The sequence below is a fragment of the Alteromonas sp. MTD1 genome (genome assembly GCF_042848195.1).
GTDB lineage: Bacteria > Pseudomonadota > Gammaproteobacteria > Enterobacterales > Alteromonadaceae > Alteromonas.
In genome coordinates this window covers 233,323-252,127 of sequence record NZ_BTGG01000007.1, presented here as the reverse complement: position 1 = coordinate 252,127, position 18,805 = coordinate 233,323, and the positions used below count along the sequence as shown (strand labels likewise).

The following is an 18,805-nucleotide window of genomic DNA, read 5'->3' as shown; positions in this document are numbered from 1 at the left end:
CTGGGCTTTTTTATGCCCGAATTCTTCGGAAAAGAACAATGAAAGAATTAACGTTAGGCGACATTAGAAAACAACACAGAGTTAAACAGGAAGTAGTGGCAATGGCACTTTCGGTAACGGCATCGGGCGTCAGTAAGTTAGAGTCGAAACGTATTCAAGATGTATCTCTGCAGCGTGCTGCCGCATACTTAAGTGCAGTAGGTGGTAACATGAAAATTGAAGTAACCATGCCAGACGGGGCTACTCTGCAGGTTGGGTAACATAGCGCGGGGCTTAGCTATAAGTTGTCAAATCAGTAGCGGTTAGCGTTTTTTGAAAGGCGTTTGTGCGCTAGACTATGCTGACTCTTTGCCAATACTTTGCACAGACACTGTGCCTGAACCACTGTTTAGGAGCTAATCATGGCCGTTCACGAAATTACTCATCCGTTAATTGCACACAAAATTGGTTTGATGCGATACGCGAAAATTAGCAGCAAAGACTTTCGCGAGTTGGCCTCTGAAGTGGGTAATTTGCTAACTTACGAGGCCACGCGTACGCTCCCAACTGAACGCGCTACTATAAAAAGCTGGTCTGGTGAAAACGTTGAAGTTAAACAAATTAAAGGTAAGAAAATAACCATAGTGCCAATTCTTCGGGCTGGCTTAGGTATGCTCGACGGTGTGTTGAACTTGATTCCCAATGCAAAGATAAGCGTAGTAGGGTTGTATCGTGACGAAGAAACACTTCAACCGGTTGCCTATTTCGATAAGGTGGTTAAGAACATAGACGAGCGTACAGCCCTTATCGTCGACCCGATGTTAGCCACCGGGGGCACGTTAATTGCCACCATCGACCTTCTTAAAAAGAAAGGCTGTACTAAAATTATGGGGCTTTTTCTTGTGGCTGCACCAGAGGGAATTGACGCCGTTGTGGCAGCGCATCCCGATGTGGATATATTCACGGCTGCAATTGACGAGCGTTTAAACGATAAAGGTTATATCTTGCCTGGGCTAGGCGATGCGGGTGATAAAATCTTCGGCACGCGATAACTAACCCAACTTGTCCAAAAAAATAAAATACTTAAATTTTAATTCTTATACTTATGTACACTAAAAAGCATGAGTTAAACGTTTAAGTTAATGTTATTATAATCGAGCTTGTTATATCTAGCGCGTAAACCCAGCAAACGCTGAATTTACGTGCTTTAGGTAACTACTGTTTAGTGAACAAAAAGCCTGCTTCACGAAAAGAGCTCATAATAATGAAAAAAACAAAATTAACCCTTAAAGATGTCGCTCTGCAATTGGGCGTTTCAACAGCCACCATATCTAACGCCTTCAACCGTCCTGATCAGCTATCTGCTTCAAAGCGCGAAGAAATATTGTCGCAGTGTAAGAAAATTGGCTATAGCGGGCCTAACAAAGCGGCACAGATTTTACGAAAAGGTAAATCGAACATTGTGGCGCTGGTACTCGCTGACAGTATATCGTATATGGTAAGCGACCCCGTCGCCAGCACATTTATTAAAGGCGTGTCTGGGGCGCTGCAAAAAGAAGGGAAGCATCTACTGTTATACCCAGGCGATTCAAAAAGCATTTTAGATGTTGTTGATTTCGTTGATGGGTTTATATGTTACGGTGCGCCGCGAAATGCAATGCTGGTAGACGAGCTTGCCGTATCACCAAAGCCTATAGTTACCGTTGATTTTGATATTGATGACAAGCCCTCAATTAATATTGATAATGAGGAAGCAGCCTTTGAGGTGGCCGATCACGCGTTAAATGAAGGCGATAACTTGGCTATTTTTGGTCTGCGCCTTATCGACTCACCTTCGACATGTCGAATTTATGATAACCCTTTAATTGGTGTTGAAAGCTCTATTTCGCATCGTCGTCTTGACGGCTACCTTCGTGCCGCCAAAGCGAAAAATGTGAATGTGAGTCGAGAGCGTATTTGGCACTTACCTGAAAGTGAGCGTAGCTTTGCGCGTCAAGCAGCAAAAGAACTACTGACTAGCTCGCCTCGCCCTAATGTCGTGCTGTGCATGAGTGACATTATTGCTTTAGAGCTGCTCCATCTTGCGTTGGACATGGGCATAAAAGTACCTGAAGAGCTTCGTATTACAGGATTTGACGGTATTGAAGAATCGCAGAGAACTCGCCCTACTTTAACAACTGTTTGCCAGTCGAGTGCTGCGAAAGGAGAGAATGCTGCTCAGGTACTACTTCAAGCGGTAAGTGGGAAAACGATATTACCGTTTGAAATGCGTAAAGGTGAAACGGTATAGCGCCAGCTATACCGTAGAAGTAAACAATGTTTTTTGTTTCTCAAAGTTTAATGAGCATCGATTAAAAAAGGTGCTCAGCTTGTTTTCTTCAAACAAGTCTCCTTGCTCTTCTAGTGAAGCGGGTTGATGTTGGGCGATTTGTGGAAACACACGATAACCAGCTAATAAGCAGTGCCAAGAGGCTGCACTAAAGTGTTTACCGATGTCTTGCCGCTTAATCTCTTGAACAATATCACCCTTTCGATACCACACATCAAGCAGGCTTAATAATGACTCTGATAGCTGCATGTTTTCTCTGTTATCCATCCAATACTGACTGTCAGTTCTGCCATTAAGCTTGTAGTGGCACACAATGTAGTCGCGTATGCGCTCAAAGCGCTCGGTTATATCGCTATTAAAGTGTTGCTGATACTTCTCTGTATAATTGCCTTTCGCGTAATACGTAGCAAATTGTTCAATGGTAATTTGTACAAGGTGTAAAGCGGTTGCTTCAAGGGGCTCAATAAAACCCTGAGATAAACCAACAGCAAGGCAGTTTTTCACCCAGTGTTGTTCGCATTGCCCAACACGCATAGTTAGGTGACGCGCTTCAACATCGCTATCTAATAAGTTTAACTTATTGCGCAGCTCGTATTCTGCTTTGTCTTTATCTTGATATTGTTGACTATATACATAGCCATTACCGGTGCGATTACGAAGCGGAATTTGCCAACACCAGCCATTCGACATGGTGCTAGATTCAGTCTCAACAGGCATGTGATCGATAGCGGGTGTAGCAAGCACAACAGCTGAGTCGTTGAAAAGGTTATTGTTGAAAGACATGAACGGTACATTCAACGTTTTTTGTAAAAGCAAGCTGCTAAAGCCAGTGCAGTCGATGAAAAAATCGCCTTTCAATACTTGGCCGTCTTTACATGTTAGGTGGCTTATTGCGCCTGATGCTGAGGTGCCTACTGAAGCAATGTTGCCTTCGATATGCTCTACGCCTAGTCGCTTAGCGTGCTGTTTTAAAAATTCGCTGAGTTTGTGCGAGTCAAAGTGATATCCGTATTCAATAGCAAAAGGGAAGTTATGCGATGGAATTGGCGCCAAGTTCTTTTTGGCTAAATATCCTCCCATAAAGAACCTGTCAGGCGTTGTTTCAACATCAAGGCCTAACCGTCTTGTTAGCGCATTAACATAGAATGAGCGCTCACTGTGTACGTCTAGCTGACTAAAAAACGGATGTGAATACGATGCATTGTCATCGCCACTCCACCCATTGAATTTAATGTTCACTTTATAGGTTGCGTGGCATGCTGGCATCCACTGGTGCTCAGCTATATCCAGAGTTTGAAAAAAGCGTTTAAGCGTTGGTGTAGAACCCTCTCCAACACCTATAGTGCCAATATCTTTTGATTCAATTAACGTTATATTAATAGGTATTGCAGCGAAACGATGTGCAAGTAAGTTTGCAGCCATCCATCCGGCAGTACCGCCACCGGCAATTACAATTCTAAGCGGTTGATTCATGTCGCACTCTGCTTGTTATAAAATTTACATGTGGACGTAGGTCGTTGAATGCCTTGTGGCAAAACAGAAGCTGTAAAAGTAAGGCTGCTCTGATGAGCAGCCTTGTTTTTGGGTTTTAGTAGAATGAGTAGTTAAGGTTAAGCATGTAAGACGGGCCAAACTCGCGACGAAGCGTCACAATGCCGTTGCCATCAATTGTCTCTTCCTTCTCGTCAGTTAAGTTTTGACCTTGTAGTGCAATACGAAGACCTTCTAGGTATTCAATGCCGCTTCCCGCAAAGTCATAACTGATTTGCGCGTCAACCTGAGTAACTGCACTACGTGTCGCTGCGTCGATTTTATTCGAGCCACCACGCTGATAAGTCAAGAATTCTGAGCGGTCTGTTGCTGCAACCCTAATTTCAAAACCATTCATTTCGTAGTAAGCCGTTACGCTATACGTATTGTCTGACTGACCCGGTATTTTTGTACCGTCTTCTAGTTCGGCATCAAGAATTGTGGCAGACGCCGCAATACCGAAACCGTCTAGCATATCAGATGCCATGCGAAGAGGGATGTTCGCAGTAAGCTCAATACCCTTCATACTACCTTCAAGGCCATCTTCGAAGAACGAGTAGAAACCAAAATCAGGTGGTGTTACTAAGTCGCCTGCTTGGTAAGGTGTATCTGCAGGGCCATAGTTTCCGTCAACATCAATTACACGGTCGTGGAACCCAGGGATGAAATAATTCGCACCGCCATTCGTTGGGTCATTAGTGAAGTCGATTAGCTGGTTGCCGTCACGGGTCCAGTTAACAAGGTCTTTATAGAACAATGCCACCGACACATAACCTTCGTCTTCAAAGTAGTTTTCGAACGAGATATCAAAGTTATTCGCTTCAAGTGGACGAAGAGTAGGGTTACCTGTGAACTTAGACCATGGTGAACCAAAATTACGCACTGCTTCTTGCGTATTTGGTGTTGCAATTAGCTCAATGTTTTGGTCGAACTTAACAAAACCAGAGGCCTTCATTTGGTCAATTCGAGCGCGGCTAATAGTCTTAGACGCGGCAACGCGCAAATAGCGATTCTCATCAAGTTCCATGCTTACGTTTAAACTTGGTAAGAAGTGTGAGTAAGAGTCACCCTCAGTAATGATACAATCGGCATCAACAACTTGGTTACCGTCATCATCACATACAGCGAAGTTGTCACCCACGATACCAATAAAACCAGAAGAACTTTGGTCTGTATCTACGTATTGAGCACCAACATTACCTTTTACTGGAAAGCCACCAACCTCAGTTTCGAAGTCAAGCTGAGCGTAAAGCGTAATAACTTCTTCGTCTATTGTGTAAGTATCACCTAGACGATCAGGCTCAAGAAGGCCAGCATCGTTTAGCGTGTATTCACCGTCGTTGTATGGAGCAAAACCATCATAAGCCACAACGCGACCGAGGCCTGCCCATGTAAGGTCAGCCAAACCGTTGTATAAATACTGAGTCGGGATTGATTCAGAGAAAGGGTAAGACGAAGCGGTAGCAAAGAAGCCTTTGTTGTCTTTAGCTTTGAATCGATCACTGTAGTTTACACCTGCTGTGAGGGTGTTAAAGATACTCCAGTCAACAAAACCTTTTACTTCGAATCGTGCTGTAGTTAGCTCTTCTTCGAAGTCTGCAAAGTTCAAGAAACCGTCCTGCGCGTTGAAGTAGCTGTATGGTTCGCCGTTTGCCTGTAGTTCGTTAGTAGCAAACTGATCGGCAATATTCGCCATACCGCCACCCCATACTTGAGGTCCAGCAAGTTGTAGTAGTGCAGGGTCAGAAAACGCGTCTAAGCCAGTGCTATCGGTGAAGAAAATTCCATCCTCGCTCATTTGGAACTCGCGTGAACCAAGTTCATCAGCACCTAGGGCACCAGAACGAGCCAGACCTGCATATGATTCGCCGCGCAAGTCACGCTTTTTCGACTCGCTGTTTGCTACATCCACCATTACAGACCAGTTGTCGTTCACATCGTAATTAATGTTTAGACCGAATGTTTGTAGTTCACCGTCTTTTTGTGCAGGGTCAGTACGAAGCACTGGGTTAGCGTTAATTTGCGTTCCCGAGTTGTTAACTCCGGTACCTGTTACGTTAGCGGCTGCAAAGGGTTCGATGAATCCACGGATTACGCCTGAATCTGAGTAATCAATATCAAGCACGTCGACGACAATGTCTAAATTGTCAGTAGGACGCCACTGGAAAATAGCAGAAACGGTATCGCGTTCTAGAACACGGCTGATAGCTTGTGTATCAAGACCGAACGGCAAAATTTGACCATCATCGTTTTCGCCATAGCCCCATACACCATATTTTCTTTCGTTACGCGGTGATTCTGTTGATGCTAATGCCACAGCAAGACCGATTGTATCGTCGGCAAATTTTTCAACGAAAGAAAGCGCGAATCGGTTACCAGTGTTGTCGAATTCAGGGTTATCTGAATCGTTACCACCCATCTCGTAAACGCCGGTAAATGTGAGCGTTTCTTGTGCCGCCAACGGACGCACAGTTTGTAAATCAACCGTACCACCCAAGCCTTGTACAACAAGTGATGCGTCAGCTGTTTTATAAATAGTTGCACCCGTCATAATTTCTGCTGGATACAAATCGTATTCTACGCCTCGGTTGTCACCAATACCGATAAGCTCACGACCGTTTAATGAAGTACCAGTAAAGTCTTCTTTAAAACCACGTACAGAGATACCTGATGTACGGCCACCTACGCGTTCGCCCGACAGACCTGGTAGGCGCGCTAACGATTCTGCAATAGATGCATCGGGTAGTTTACCAATGTCTTCAGCAGAAAGCGCTTCTACAATTGAGTCATTGTCCATCTTAACGGCTTGAGCTCTCATTAAAGAGCCGCGAATACCAGAGACCTGAATAACTTCAAGTTCTTCGTTGTCTGGTGTCTCTTGTGCTAATGCCATTTGACCGTGAAGAGCGGTGGTAATAGATAGCGCTATTAAAGCGGGTTTAAATGTTCCAGTATGCTTCATTGTGTGTACCTTGCCGAATGTGTGTTAAACAAAGTTTATTTTTTTACATCGGGTTAACAATAGAGTGGATTTTACAATTTAGCAAGCACTTTCTTAATTGTTTAAGTTTACCTTTAGTATAATCTGTAAGGCGTTTGTTTTGGTTGTCGACTGCCTTGCTTAATCAATTTAATTTGGGTGAAAGAGTAGTATGCACCTTGAGGGAAGGTTGTTAAGAGTTGTAAGGTAAAAGAAATGAAAAAATGGTGATTTTAAAGGGAAAGAAGGTGGTGTGATGCACGAAGAGAGAAGACGGACCGTGCATCACGCAGGATGTTTATATTTATCTATCCCAAACCAATTCTTTGAAGTGTTTTCGGCACAATGACTCATAGGTATCATTACCACCGATTTGAACTTGATCGCCATTAGTCACTGCATTGCTATTTTCATCTCGCCTAACAACAAAGCTCGCTTTACGACCACAATGGCATACTGTTTTTAATTCAGACAGTTTATCGGCCCAAGCTAACAAATAGTGACTGCCCTCAAAGGTTTCACCAAGGAAGTCAGTCCGCAATCCGTAGGCAAGCACCGGAATTCGTAACTCGTCTACAACATCAACTAACTGACGCACCTGCTCTTTAGTTAAAAATTGTGCCTCGTCAATAAAAACGCAGTCTAGCTTTTTGTCTTTGCAATCGCTGCTAATCGATTCAAACAAGTCGTCGCCTTTTGCATAAAGCTTTGCGTCGGCCTGTAATCCAATTCTCGATGTCACTTTGCCTACGCCATACCTGTCATCAAGTGCCGCGGTGTAAATAATCGAATGCATACCGCGTTCGCGATAGTTATAAGCTGATTGAAGTAAAGACGTCGATTTTCCCGCATTCATTGCGGAATAGTAGAAATATAGTTGAGCCATGGTGATTAATAGTTTTCGTTATACCAAGTGATAAAGTTACTGGCACTCATGGGTTTGGCGTAGTAAAAACCTTGCAGGTAGTCGGTTCCAAGCGCTGCAAGATGCTCACGTTGGGCTTCTGTCTCTATACCCTCAGCAATAGTTTTGCAGCCAAATTCACGGGCCATCAAAAGCGTAGCGCGTATAATAGTATCACTCTCTTCCGAGGTATTCTGTACAAAAGAACGATCTATTTTTATAAAATCGAATGGCACTGACTGCAGTCTATGAAGAGATGAGTAACCAGTTCCAAAGTCGTCTATCGACACTTTGATATTACGGTCTTTGAGCTGGATGAGGCGATTGGTGACGAGTTCTGCATTGTTTGCAAACACACTTTCAGTAATCTCGAGACATAAACGTCTAACATCTAATTGGCATCCTTCAAGTGCGCTATCGAGGATTTTTAAAAAGTTGTCATCGATTAATTGTGCAATCGAAACGTTGACAGATAAACGAAGGTGAGACGTAAAGTGCCAATGCGACAAGTCAATTAATGCACGGTTTAACACCCACGCGCCAATTTCAGGCATCAAACCGCTTTTTTCGGCAAGGGGTATAAAAATAACAGGCGAAACTGACTCGTCATCACATTGCCATCGCAATAATGCTTCTACCGACGCTACTTTATCTGACTTTACGTCTATGATTGGTTGATAATAAACCGTTAACTCACCGTTACTGATAGCACTTCTCAAGCGTTCACATAGATGTTGCTCGCGTTTAATCTCTTCATGAAGGGCCCCGCTAAACACGCCCACCGAACCTCGCTGCTTTCGCTTTTGATCGTACATGGTCAAGTCGGCCTGCTGAATGAGGTCAACCGCTGTTTCACCGTGTTCTGGATACATTGCAATGCCTATGGTGGCATCTAGCGTTATCTGATTGTCGCTGGCAATAATAGGCACGGTAACGCTGCTACGCATAGCATGTGCTACCGCTTTAGCAGTATCAACAGTTGCATAGGGTATTACCGCAAGAAACTCATCGCCTCCCCAGCGCGCCAGGTGGTTTTTTTCGCTGTATTTTTGAAGTCTGGCCGCAATTTCAGCCAAAACGATATCTCCTACCTTATGGCCTAAACTATCGTTTACTTGCTTAAATCCATCTAAATCTATGAACACAATGGCAAGTGAGTTGTGAATAGCATTCGAAGCATCGAGCAGGCTATTTAAATGCTCTAAGAAACCATTGCGGTTTAATAGATTTGTAAGCGCATCTCGATTGGATAATCTGAATATATCTGCAGTGCGTTTTTTAACTTCATTCTCAAGGTTAGCATTGGAAGCATCAAGCTTTTCGTTGGTTTCAACAAGCAGCCTATTTACTTTTTCTGTAGCTATTCGCTCGTGCTCCATTTTTTCTCTCAATATCGAATAGTTAGCTTTGATTTGCACTGTCTGCAGAAAAAAACGGTTATAACGAAATGCGCTGATGAAAATTCCAGCCCAGAAAACAAAGCCTAATACGCCGAGAATGAAAAACTGCTTGTTGTCATCAATCAACGCACAAATAGACATGGGCACTAATAAGGCTGTGCTGTAAAAAGACACCAAAACTATACTGGGGGATAAAACTGTACCGGCACCGCCAGACATTGCTGCTAGCACAACCATTGAAGCCGCTAGTTCCACCGTTCCCATAGTGGGGTGAAGCGTGATTGCATAAAGCGCCCAAATAGTCCCTGTTACGTAAAGGCCCAATGAAAAGCGTATAAAGACAGGTGAAGGGTTATAAGTAGTATGAGACAGGGAATACTTCCAATAAAGGGAATCGGTAAAGCGCAAACTGCAAACCACGACCATTGCAAGCCAGAATTGACGTTTGAGTGTGTTGACTTGTTCGAACTGGTTATCAAAGAAGAACACCAGGCCACTGAATGCAAGCAATGTCATAATGAGGCCCACAAAACTGTTGCCTACTAACATTCCTACTGTGTCACGTTTTACATCTTCCGCAGAGACTGCGTGCTCATCGAGTTTCAAGTGTTTAACTAACCTTTTTCTTATCGTCTCTGTTCAGTGATATAAAGCATATTTAAGCTTGTTTATTAAGGGTTTAAGTGTAGCAGGTTTTTAAGCATAGCAGACGTTTTATAAGAAAGTGTATATATTTTGTACTTGTCGATATTAATTTGTATACAGCCAGCTGAAATTAAAGTGTCGAGTGCAGAAACTTCATTACAAAAAAAAGCCCCAGCATTTGCTGGGGCTCTTGGATAGTGTTTCGCGATTATGCCGCGCTTTGACCACCGTCAACCGCTTTAAGCGTTTGTGAAGCAGGAACAAGCTCTAAGTCGAACGTGTACTCGTCTACACGTACCGCAAGCTTGCGCTTCTCATTGTAGTCGTGCAGCTGTGCAGCTTCATCAGCAGTAACCACACCTTTTTCTTGCAGCTTGTTAAGAGCGTGCTCGAAAGAAATAAATGGTACTACAGGCTCTTTGCGAAGTGCTTTTTGCACTTTGCCTAACAGGTGCGCAACAGCGTGCTTCGCTTTAAACGCTTGCTCGTTGATGTCGTTACCGTCGCCTGGGCTTACTTTAACAAGGTGAGTAAGCTGCGCCTTAACGCTGTTGTCTTGCATTGATGCTAAAGACAACTCACGTACTAGGTCATCGCTGATGCCAGCAACACTATTAGTGTAAGTGTTGGTCAGCACACGCATTAGGCCACGCGTAGCTGTATTCGGGAAATTGTTGATAAAGTTAACAATTGCCTGATCCGCTTGTTGTAAAGACCACTGCATTGCGTACTCGAAGTACGGTAGTGCAAGTTTTCTGTCTTCAATGCGCTGCTCGTAGAAACGAATTGCAGCCATCGCGCCATATAGGTAGCTCATTACGTCACCTAAACGTGCAGATAGAAGCTCAGCCTTCTTCAAGTCGCCACCAAGTACCGCTAGTGACAAGTCAGCAAGAGGTGCTAGTTTTGCAGAGATGCTGTTTACACGCTTCTCATACTTACGTACCTCTGGAAGTGCAGACTCGCTACCACGAAGGAATGGAAGGTATGCTTTACCGAAGCTACGGAATGCATTCTTCACGCTGAAACCTACAGTTTTGCGTAGTACTTTGTTGAATTCTTTATCCGCAGAACTTTCGTTGCTGTGGATTAGGTCAACCATATCTTTTAGGTATGGGTGACAACGCATTGCACCTTGACCGAAGATCATAAGGTTACGCGTTAGAATGTTTGCACCTTCTACGGTAATCGCAATAGGTAGTGCCGCATAGCCGCCAGCCAACGTGTTTTGTGGACCGCGCTGAATTGCTTTACCCGCTTGGATATCCATAGCAGAGTTCATTACATCGCGACCAAGCTCAGTCATGTGGTATTTAGCAATTGCTGTAACTACAGACGGCTTAACACCAAGCCCTAGGCCTTCTGTAGTAAGAACACGCATTGCTTCTAGTAGGAACGTTTTACCAGCGATATCAGCAATGTTTTCTTGAATACCTTCGAAGCGACCAATTGGAAGACCAAACTGTTCACGCACGAAAGAGTACTCAACTGTACCTTTAAAGGCTGATTGCGCTGTAGCAACGCCCATTGCTGGTAGTGAAATACCACGACCTGCACCTAGACAGCTTACAAGCATCTGCCAACCACGGCCGATGTTCTTCTGACCGCCAATGATGAAGTCCATTGGGATAAATACGTCTTGACCACGTGTTGTACCGTTGTAGAAACGCACGCCCATTGGGTCGTGACGATTACCTAGCTCAACACCAGGGTGTGACTTAGGTAGAAGGGCACAAGTAATACCCAGTTCTAGCTTGTCACCAAGTAGTTGGTCTGGATCGAACACTTTAAATGCAAGGCCAAGTACAGTAGCGATTGGAGCAAGTGTAATGTAACGCTTGTCCCAGCTTACGCGTAGGCCAAGAACTTCTTCACCGTTGAATTCGCCTTTAGTTACGATCGCTGCATCTGGAATAGCGCCTGCGTCTGAACCCGCTTCCGGACTAGTAAGTGCGAAACATGGAATGTCACGACCGTCTGCAAGGCGTGGTAGCCAATAGTCTTGTTGGTCGGTAGTACCGTAGTGCATTAATAGCTCGCCCGGGCCTAACGAGTTAGGAACCATTACTGTTACCGCAATCGCGCCACTTTTCGCTGCAATAGTTGCAACGATAGTCGAGTTCGCATAAGGGCTGAACTCTAGACCACCAAATTTCTTTGGAATGATCATAGAGAAGAAACGGTTCTTACCTAGGAAATCAAGAATTTCCTGAGGAATGTGCTTACCATTTCCTAATTCAAAATCGTCAACCATGTTCAGTAGCTCAGCTACTGGACCGTCCATAAATGCTTGTTCTTCTGCGCTCAGCTTCGCCTGAGGGATATCGCGTAGCGCCTGCATGTCAGGCTTACCCTGATAAATCGAAGATTCAATCCACACGTCACCCGCATCTAGGGCTTCTTGTTCTGTGATTGAAATTGGGGGTAATACTTTCTTTAAGCTAGTTCTTAAACTCATAATAACTCATCCGCTCATCTGACCAGTTGTGATGATTAATACTACAACATATTCACAAAAGATCAAAAAAATTCGCTCAAAATTACGTTAACAACCGTTAATGTTTCGTTAAAACAGCGATTTAGCACGGTAATTTTGAATCCCAACACATCCATTCATACGGTTGTATTGCGTTTTATGATGATTAAATTTCTGTGTGAGTTATGTTAATTGCTGATTTGCATGTAGAATTTCAGTAATGACTAACAAAGGATAGTGTGATGAGTCACAGCCCTAGTGCCCCGCCATTTAGTATAAAGTTTCCGCTTGTATCTCTTGTTTTAGTGCTATTGCTTACCTGCATTGCAATGATTGGCGCGCAAAACCTCTATTTTAGGGGCGACTATAAAGTGTTTTTCGAGCCGGATAACCCTCAGCGCTTAGCATTTGAAGAGATGCAAAACATCTTTAATAAAAGCGAAAACGTGTCTTTCATGGTGGTGCCAGATGACGCCAATGTAATGAAGCCTTCAACATTACAGCTGGTGGTTGAGTTAACGGAAAAGGCGTGGCAGCTTCCACTATCGACTCGCGTTGAGTCAATTTCGAATTACCAACACACCTATGATGAAGATGGCGATTTAGTTGTTGAAGACCTGATAACAGAAGAGTCAGCCACCTCGGATAACATACCGTTCATTCAGCAAGCATTGATAAATACGCCAGAAGTGTACGGCAGACTGTTGTCTCGCGGCGAAGATGTTACGGTTATCGATACAACGATTCAGCTTCCAGACGGTGACCAAACTCAGGAAGTCATTCAAATTGCCACTGCAGCAAAAGAAATAAAACGCGAGATGGAACAAGCGTATCCGCAGCACAAAATATACCTTAACGGTATGGTAATAATGAATGATGCTTTCGCGGTGGCGGCACAAGAAGACGCGCAAACATTAATCCCTGCTATGTTTGGGTTAATTTTTGTTGCTATTGCTTTCATAGTGCGTTCGCTATGGGCAGCAGTATTTACCATGGTGGTGGTAATGGTTTCCGTGGCAATCACCATTGGCGTAACAGGCTGGTTAGGTGTGTACCTAAGCACGGCAACGGTTAATGCGCCCACCATGATTACAACGCTAGCGGTTGCTGACTGTATCCATATTATTGTGGGGGTGAGGTATTTCCTTTCGCAGGGCAACACCAATCAACAGGCCATTGAAAACAGCGTAAAAGCGAACCGAAAACCTATTTTTATTACCAGTATTACTACTGCTATTGGTTTTTTGATGCTTAATTTTTCTGCGGTTCCTGTGTTATCGCACCTGGGCAACATGACCGCGTTGGGCGTTATGCTGGCGTGCGTGTTCTCCCTTACCATTTTGCCATCGCTGCTTATGTTAAAACCGCTATCAACGAAGAATGCCACGCAATACGTCATCTTCAATCAGTGGGCGCAATTCGTTTACATGAAGCACAAACAATTACTAGTAATCTCTGTTTTCGTTATTGCAGCAATAAGTGCATTCGCCTCTACTAATGTGCTAAACGACGTAGCGGTTAAATACTTTGATGAACGCAGTACTTTTAGACAAGCTGTAGATATCAACGAACAAAAGCTTGGCGGTATGTCGACAATAGACTTTGTTGTTTACACCGACGAGCCCTATGGAATAACTGCCCCTAATTTTTTAAACGAAATTGATTCGTTCGCCGAGTGGTTAAGAGCGCGAGATGAGGTGAATCATGTACTTACGTTCACCGACACACTGAAGCGGCTTAACAAAAATATGAATTTTGACGACGAGGCGTTCGCCAAAATTCCTCAAGACGGCGACCTTGCCTCTCAATATGTTTTACTTTACGAAATGTCGCTACCTTTTGGTCTAGACTTGGGTAACCAAATGGATATTGATAAGTCTGCATTACGTATTATTGCGCTTATCGAAAACTTAGGCAGTAACGACATTACTGCGCTTGAGAGAGAGGCGAAAGCCTATTTTGACGGGCGTGATACTGGGTATCGTATAGAGGCAGCTAGCCCTCCATTGATGTTTGCCCATATTGGCGAAAGAAACATGAAAAGCATGGTATGGGGCAGCATAGTTGCACTTGTTCTTATTTCTTTCCTTATTTTATTTGCACTTAGGTCGATAAAGCTTGGTGCGATAAGTTTGGTGACAAACTTGTTGCCGGCTGCCGTAGGTTTCGGTGTATGGGGCATGATTTCTGGTGAGATCAATATGGCATTGTCGGTGGTTATCAGTATGACAATGGGCATTATTGTAGATGACACCGTACACTTTTTAACGAAGTACCAGGCCGCACAAGCTAATAATAAGTCGACTAGGGAAAGCATTATTTACGCTTTTGATACGGTAGGTATGGCCTTGACCACAACAACCGTTGTGTTGGCGCTTGGTTTTGCTGTTTTAGCATCATCGAGTTTTGTGCTTAACGCACATATGGGCATGTTGACTATTATCATCATTGTGGCAGCACTTATCATCGATTTTATATTCCTTCCGGCGCTGTTAGCGTGGGTTGGCAGCAATAAGACAATCCCAAAGGAGTCTTAAAATGAAAGTAATGACTTTATCTGCCGTGTTACTTGCAGGGCAATTATTGATAGGCAATTTGGCTAGCGCAGATGTGATGGGCGACCCAAAAGCCATTGAAGTAGCAAAAGAACGAAAAGCGAGAGACTTGGGGTGGGGGACAACAGAAGCCACCGTAACGATGGAGCTAAAAAATGCGCAGGGCCAGAAAGCAACAAGGGCTCTTCGCGTTAAATCGCTTGAGGTACAGGGTGATGGTGACAAAGCGCTAACGGTATTTGATTCACCAAGAGATGTTAAAGGCACTGCCTTTTTAAGCTTTTCACACGCATTAGAGGCAGATGAGCAATGGATTTATCTACCTGCATTGAAACGCGTGAAGCGTATCGCGTCTAAAAACAAAAGTGGACCGTTTGTAGGGAGTGAATTTGCGTTTGAAGATATGACGTCTTTTGAAGTCGAAAAGTTTTCTTACGAATACGTGGGTGAAGAAACGGTTAACGATGAAATGAGCTTTGTTTTGAAGCAAACGCCTGAGTACGATTTTTCAGGTTACTCATTTATGAAAGTATGGGTGGACCAGTCGCACTATCGCGTTCAAAAAGTAGAGTATTACGACCAAAAAGGCGCCTTGTTGAAAATACTTCTGTTAAGCGACTACAAGTTGTTTAAAGACAAGTATTGGCGCCCAATGAAAAACCTAATGAGAAACGTACAAACTCGCAAAAGTACAACGTTGGTTACAGAAGAAATGACGTTTGATACAGATTTAAGCGACGACGATTTTGATAAGAACAGCCTTAAGAGAGTGAGATGATAAAAAAAGTCGCATCCTTTGTGTCGCTTGGCACAATCGCGTTTTCCAGCGTTGGTGTAGAAATAACCGGCTCTTCGGGGGTAGAAATGCGCTACTACCTTCAAGACGCGCTATACCCAGAACAAGAACGTACCTATGGGTCTTTCTTTGTCTCTCCAGAAGTGTACACCGAATTTAATGACGGTAACGATTCTCTGCTGTTTAAGCCTTTTTATCGAGTAGATGAACACGATGACGAACGTACTCATGGCGATATTCGAGAACTCCAATGGGCGCATTATGCCGATAGTTGGGAAACCAAAGTTGGCATAGGCAAAGTTTTTTGGGGCCAAACAGAGTCTATTCACCTTGTAGATATTATTAACCAAACCGATGCTGTTGAGTCGGTGGATGGCGAAGCAAAACTTGGGCAACCAATGGTGAACGCGTCTTATTATTCTGACATGGGCACGTTTTCAGTTTTTGTTTTACCGTATTTTCGTGAAAGAACATTTCAAAGCTCTGAAGGTCGTTTAAGACCACCTATTGCTATTGGTGATGCGATATATGAGTCATCAAATGAGCAGCGTAATATAGATTTAGCTGTGCGTTGGCAATCTTCTATTGATGACTGGGAAGTAGGGCTGTCTTACTTTACTGGAACAACCAGGGAACCAGAGCTTGTTGCCGGCATAGATGCGAATGGTAACGTTGCAATTAATCCTTTCTACGCACAAGTTAATCAAGCCGGTGTCGATTTACTAAAGGTAAGTGGTGCGTGGCTTTTAAAATTAGAGAGTATTTATAGAACAGGGCAAAGTGAAGATTTTGCAGCGTTAGTAACCGGTTTTGAGTATACCCAGCAAGGCGTATTTGACTCGCAGTATGGATTAGGGTATTTACTTGAATATCAATACGATGAGCGCAATGACAACTTCTTTGCTGTAGGGCAAAACGACCTTATGATGGGGTTGCGCGTTATCGTTAATGATATTGCAGGCACTGAAATGTTGATTGGATATGTGCAGGACTTAGACGAAAGTGCAACTTACTCTGCTTTTATTGAAGCTAGTAGTCGCCTGTCTTCGAACTGGCGTTGGAAATTAGACGGCTATTTCTTTTCATCGGACGATGTAGAGGACACGTTCTTTTTCCTTCGAAGAGACGATCATATTCAGTTGTCTTTGGAGTACTTTTTTTAAGGTTGAAGTTTAAATGAAGCAGTTGTTTTGGATGTTAGGTGCGCTAGTAGTTGGGCTTTCACAGGCTAACGCTGCACCTAAAAACTATGGAGTGGTGACGGCCGGCTATAACGATTTTGATTTTGCGCAAGCAAGTGATAGTGAGTTGGCCTTTGGAGCTGCATTTGGTAAACAAGTTCATCAGCAGTGGTATGCAGAGCTTGGGTATTTAAACCTTTTCGATTATTCCGACGATACAGTGAACGCCGAAGGTGAGGCGCTCTACTTAGTCATGTTAGGCAAGGCGTCGGGAGGAACAGGCGAACTTTTTTATAAAGTGGGTGTGGCGAGAGTAGATATTGCAACCGATTTTGCCTGTGACGATTCTGGCGTTGCGCAACGCTGTGCAAGCGATAACGGTATTGCTGCAGGTTTAGTTGGATTAGGGTTCGACTACTTTGTTTCGCTAAAGTCTATGGTTCGCGTGGAATATGTACATTTGTCTGGCGAAGACAGTTTCTCTACCCACATGCTAAATATTGGGTTTAGATACAATTTCAATTAATTCGCAGTGGGGGCGCAAATCCAAATTGTATTGTGCAAAGTAAAAACAGTACATGGATTATAAAAGGTGCCCCTATGAAAAACGAACTTGATAGTAAATTTTTACTTCGAGTGTTTGATAAAATTCGTCAACACGGCGAAAAAGAAAACGAGCAATATAAACTGCTTGGGATCACCGCATATACTGACCACGATGGCTACACCTTGTTTATTGAAGATGTGCATGTGAAGCTGCGTTTCGGATTTCACAATCAATACCATTTCGATTACGAGTCGAACAGTCATCTTGAAGGCTTTGAGAAAAAGCTGAAGAAAATCGAAAAAGAATACTAATCACTATAAGTTTTGCGGGTGGTGTGCGCCCGCGTAAGCACCTGTCTCAATAGCCGATCAAAGTACCTTCTGATACAATGCCGCCATATTAATTTGAAGTGTTAATTTAAAAGGAACGCTACATTGGCAGCGGCAATAAAAGCTCCCACATTCAAACTAGCTTTTCTAGGGCCGAAGTTTTGGCCCGTATGGCTTGGTGTAATTATTCTTTACCTTATTACTTGGCTGCCACTCCCAGTCATCCGGGCTATTGGTGCAGGCACAGGTAAACTAATCGCTAAAATAGTGCCCAAAAGAGCCAAAGTTGCCAAACGAAATATCACGCTATGGAACCCTGAATTAAGTGAGGCGCAAGTTGAAGCGCTTTACAAAGAAAATATTCGCAGAACGGGTATGGCATTGTTTGAAACCGCAATGGGGTGGTGGTGGCCAAACTGGCGTATTCAACGCGCTTTTGAGATTGAAGGAACAGAGCATATCGAAGCTGCGTTTGCAAAAGGCAAAGGCGTGTTTGGTATGGCGTTGCACAACATGAACTTAGAGTTCGCTTGTCGGGGCATTGGTTTTTACCATCCAAGCATTGCTTTTTATCGCAAGCACAACAACCCGCTAGTCGATTATCTTCAGTATCATGGCCGTAATCGTTCTAACAAATATATGATTGATAAGCGCAATGCAAAAGCGTTGCTGCAGGCCCTTGATGAGAAAGAGCTGTGTTTGTATTTACCCGATCAAGACTACGGCCCCAAGCAGAGTATTTTCGTGCCTTTTGGCGGCGTGAAAGACACGGCAACCACCACAGCAACATTGATGTTTATAAGACGCAGTGACTGCGAACCCATGTTAATTTCATCGCAGTACACCAAACGTGGCTATAAGATAAAAGTCTTTCCTGCCCTTGATGGTTTAGGGGAGATGGAAGACACAGAAGCGTTAACGCTATTAAACCAGCATATTGATAAAGCGATTAAAGAGCAGCCGGAAAGCTACCTTTGGATGCACAAGCGGTTTAAAACTAGACCGGCTGACAACCCATCATCACTTTATTCGTAAACACAGCTCGGTTGAACAGCGCTTGGCCAAGCAAAAAATATCGATAAATAGTTTAATAGGTTTTACCTCAAGCAGTGCACTACAATAAAAGGGTGCTCAAATATAAGGGCACTTAAATG

General features: G+C 43.7%; 14 protein-coding genes. 9 read left to right on the top strand and 5 right to left on the bottom strand.

Translation table 11 applies throughout. From position 1 onward, the window contains the following. Nucleotides 1–38 precede the first annotated feature (38 nt). The 3 genes from ACGHAV_RS11445 (at nt 39) to ACGHAV_RS11435 (ending at nt 2,269) form a co-directional block, all read left to right on the top strand. On the top strand, nt 39–260 hold the full coding sequence (locus ACGHAV_RS11445; RefSeq protein WP_334013479.1) for a DNA-binding protein: 222 nt from the start codon (nt 39–41) through the stop codon (nt 258–260). A 141-nt stretch (nt 261–401) separates the two neighbouring features. Next, a complete protein-coding gene (gene upp / locus ACGHAV_RS11440) occupies nt 402–1,031 on the top strand; it encodes a uracil phosphoribosyltransferase (RefSeq protein ID WP_390380546.1) in 630 nt (209 codons plus the stop codon). Between the two features lie 212 nt (nt 1,032–1,243). Beyond that, nucleotides 1,244–2,269 (top strand): LacI family DNA-binding transcriptional regulator, encoded by a 1,026-nt coding sequence (locus ACGHAV_RS11435; protein WP_390380543.1) that lies wholly within the window; start codon nt 1,244–1,246, stop codon nt 2,267–2,269. A 6-nt stretch (nt 2,270–2,275) separates the two neighbouring features. Here ACGHAV_RS11435 and ACGHAV_RS11430 read toward each other — a convergent pair whose 3' ends face one another. From ACGHAV_RS11430 to ACGHAV_RS11410, 5 genes are all read right to left on the bottom strand, one after another. Further along, on the bottom strand, nt 2,276–3,781 hold the full coding sequence (locus tag ACGHAV_RS11430) for a tryptophan halogenase family protein (RefSeq protein WP_390380540.1): 1,506 nt from the start codon (nt 3,779–3,781) through the stop codon (nt 2,276–2,278). Between the two features lie 115 nt (nt 3,782–3,896). Continuing rightward, entirely contained in the window at nt 3,897–6,800 is a 2,904-nt protein-coding gene (locus tag ACGHAV_RS11425) for a TonB-dependent receptor (protein WP_390380537.1), read from the bottom strand. Nucleotides 6,801–7,122: 322 nt separating this feature from the next. After that, nucleotides 7,123–7,704, bottom strand: coding sequence for a thymidine kinase (locus tag ACGHAV_RS11420; RefSeq protein ID WP_334013474.1), 582 nt, complete (start codon nt 7,702–7,704; stop codon nt 7,123–7,125). A 5-nt stretch (nt 7,705–7,709) separates the two neighbouring features. Next, the gene (locus tag ACGHAV_RS11415; protein WP_390380534.1) at nt 7,710–9,728 is read right to left on the bottom strand and encodes a putative bifunctional diguanylate cyclase/phosphodiesterase; all 2,019 of its coding nucleotides are present in this window, start codon (nt 9,726–9,728) and stop codon (nt 7,710–7,712) included. Nucleotides 9,729–9,975: 247 nt separating this feature from the next. After that, a complete protein-coding gene (locus ACGHAV_RS11410; RefSeq protein ID WP_390380531.1) occupies nt 9,976–12,225 on the bottom strand; it encodes an acyl-CoA dehydrogenase in 2,250 nt (749 codons plus the stop codon). 260 nt (nt 12,226–12,485) lie between these two features. On the opposite strand from ACGHAV_RS11410, the gene ACGHAV_RS11405 reads away from it, so the two are divergent. The 6 genes from ACGHAV_RS11405 to lpxL all read left to right on the top strand — a co-directional run bounded on the left by ACGHAV_RS11405 (nt 12,486) and on the right by lpxL (nt 18,686). Further along, nucleotides 12,486–14,780, top strand: coding sequence for an RND family transporter (locus ACGHAV_RS11405; RefSeq protein ID WP_390380529.1), 2,295 nt, complete (start codon nt 12,486–12,488; stop codon nt 14,778–14,780). Nucleotide 14,781: 1 nt separating this feature from the next. After that, the gene (locus tag ACGHAV_RS11400) at nt 14,782–15,576 is read left to right on the top strand and encodes an outer membrane lipoprotein-sorting protein (RefSeq protein WP_390380526.1); all 795 of its coding nucleotides are present in this window, start codon (nt 14,782–14,784) and stop codon (nt 15,574–15,576) included. After that, nucleotides 15,573–16,757, top strand: coding sequence for a hypothetical protein (locus ACGHAV_RS11395; RefSeq protein ID WP_390380523.1), 1,185 nt, complete (start codon nt 15,573–15,575; stop codon nt 16,755–16,757). The genes ACGHAV_RS11400 and ACGHAV_RS11395 overlap by 4 nt, the downstream gene beginning before the upstream one ends. A gap of 13 nt (nt 16,758–16,770) precedes the next feature. Beyond that, nucleotides 16,771–17,301, top strand: a complete 531-nt coding sequence (locus ACGHAV_RS11390) for a hypothetical protein (RefSeq protein WP_390380520.1) — start codon at nt 16,771–16,773, stop codon at nt 17,299–17,301. A gap of 74 nt (nt 17,302–17,375) precedes the next feature. Then, a complete protein-coding gene (locus ACGHAV_RS11385; RefSeq protein WP_390380518.1) occupies nt 17,376–17,633 on the top strand; it encodes a DUF3081 family protein in 258 nt (85 codons plus the stop codon). Nucleotides 17,634–17,756: 123 nt separating this feature from the next. Beyond that, nucleotides 17,757–18,686, top strand: coding sequence for an LpxL/LpxP family Kdo(2)-lipid IV(A) lauroyl/palmitoleoyl acyltransferase (gene lpxL / locus ACGHAV_RS11380; protein ID WP_390380515.1), 930 nt, complete (start codon nt 17,757–17,759; stop codon nt 18,684–18,686). Nucleotides 18,687–18,805: the final 119 nt, after the last annotated feature.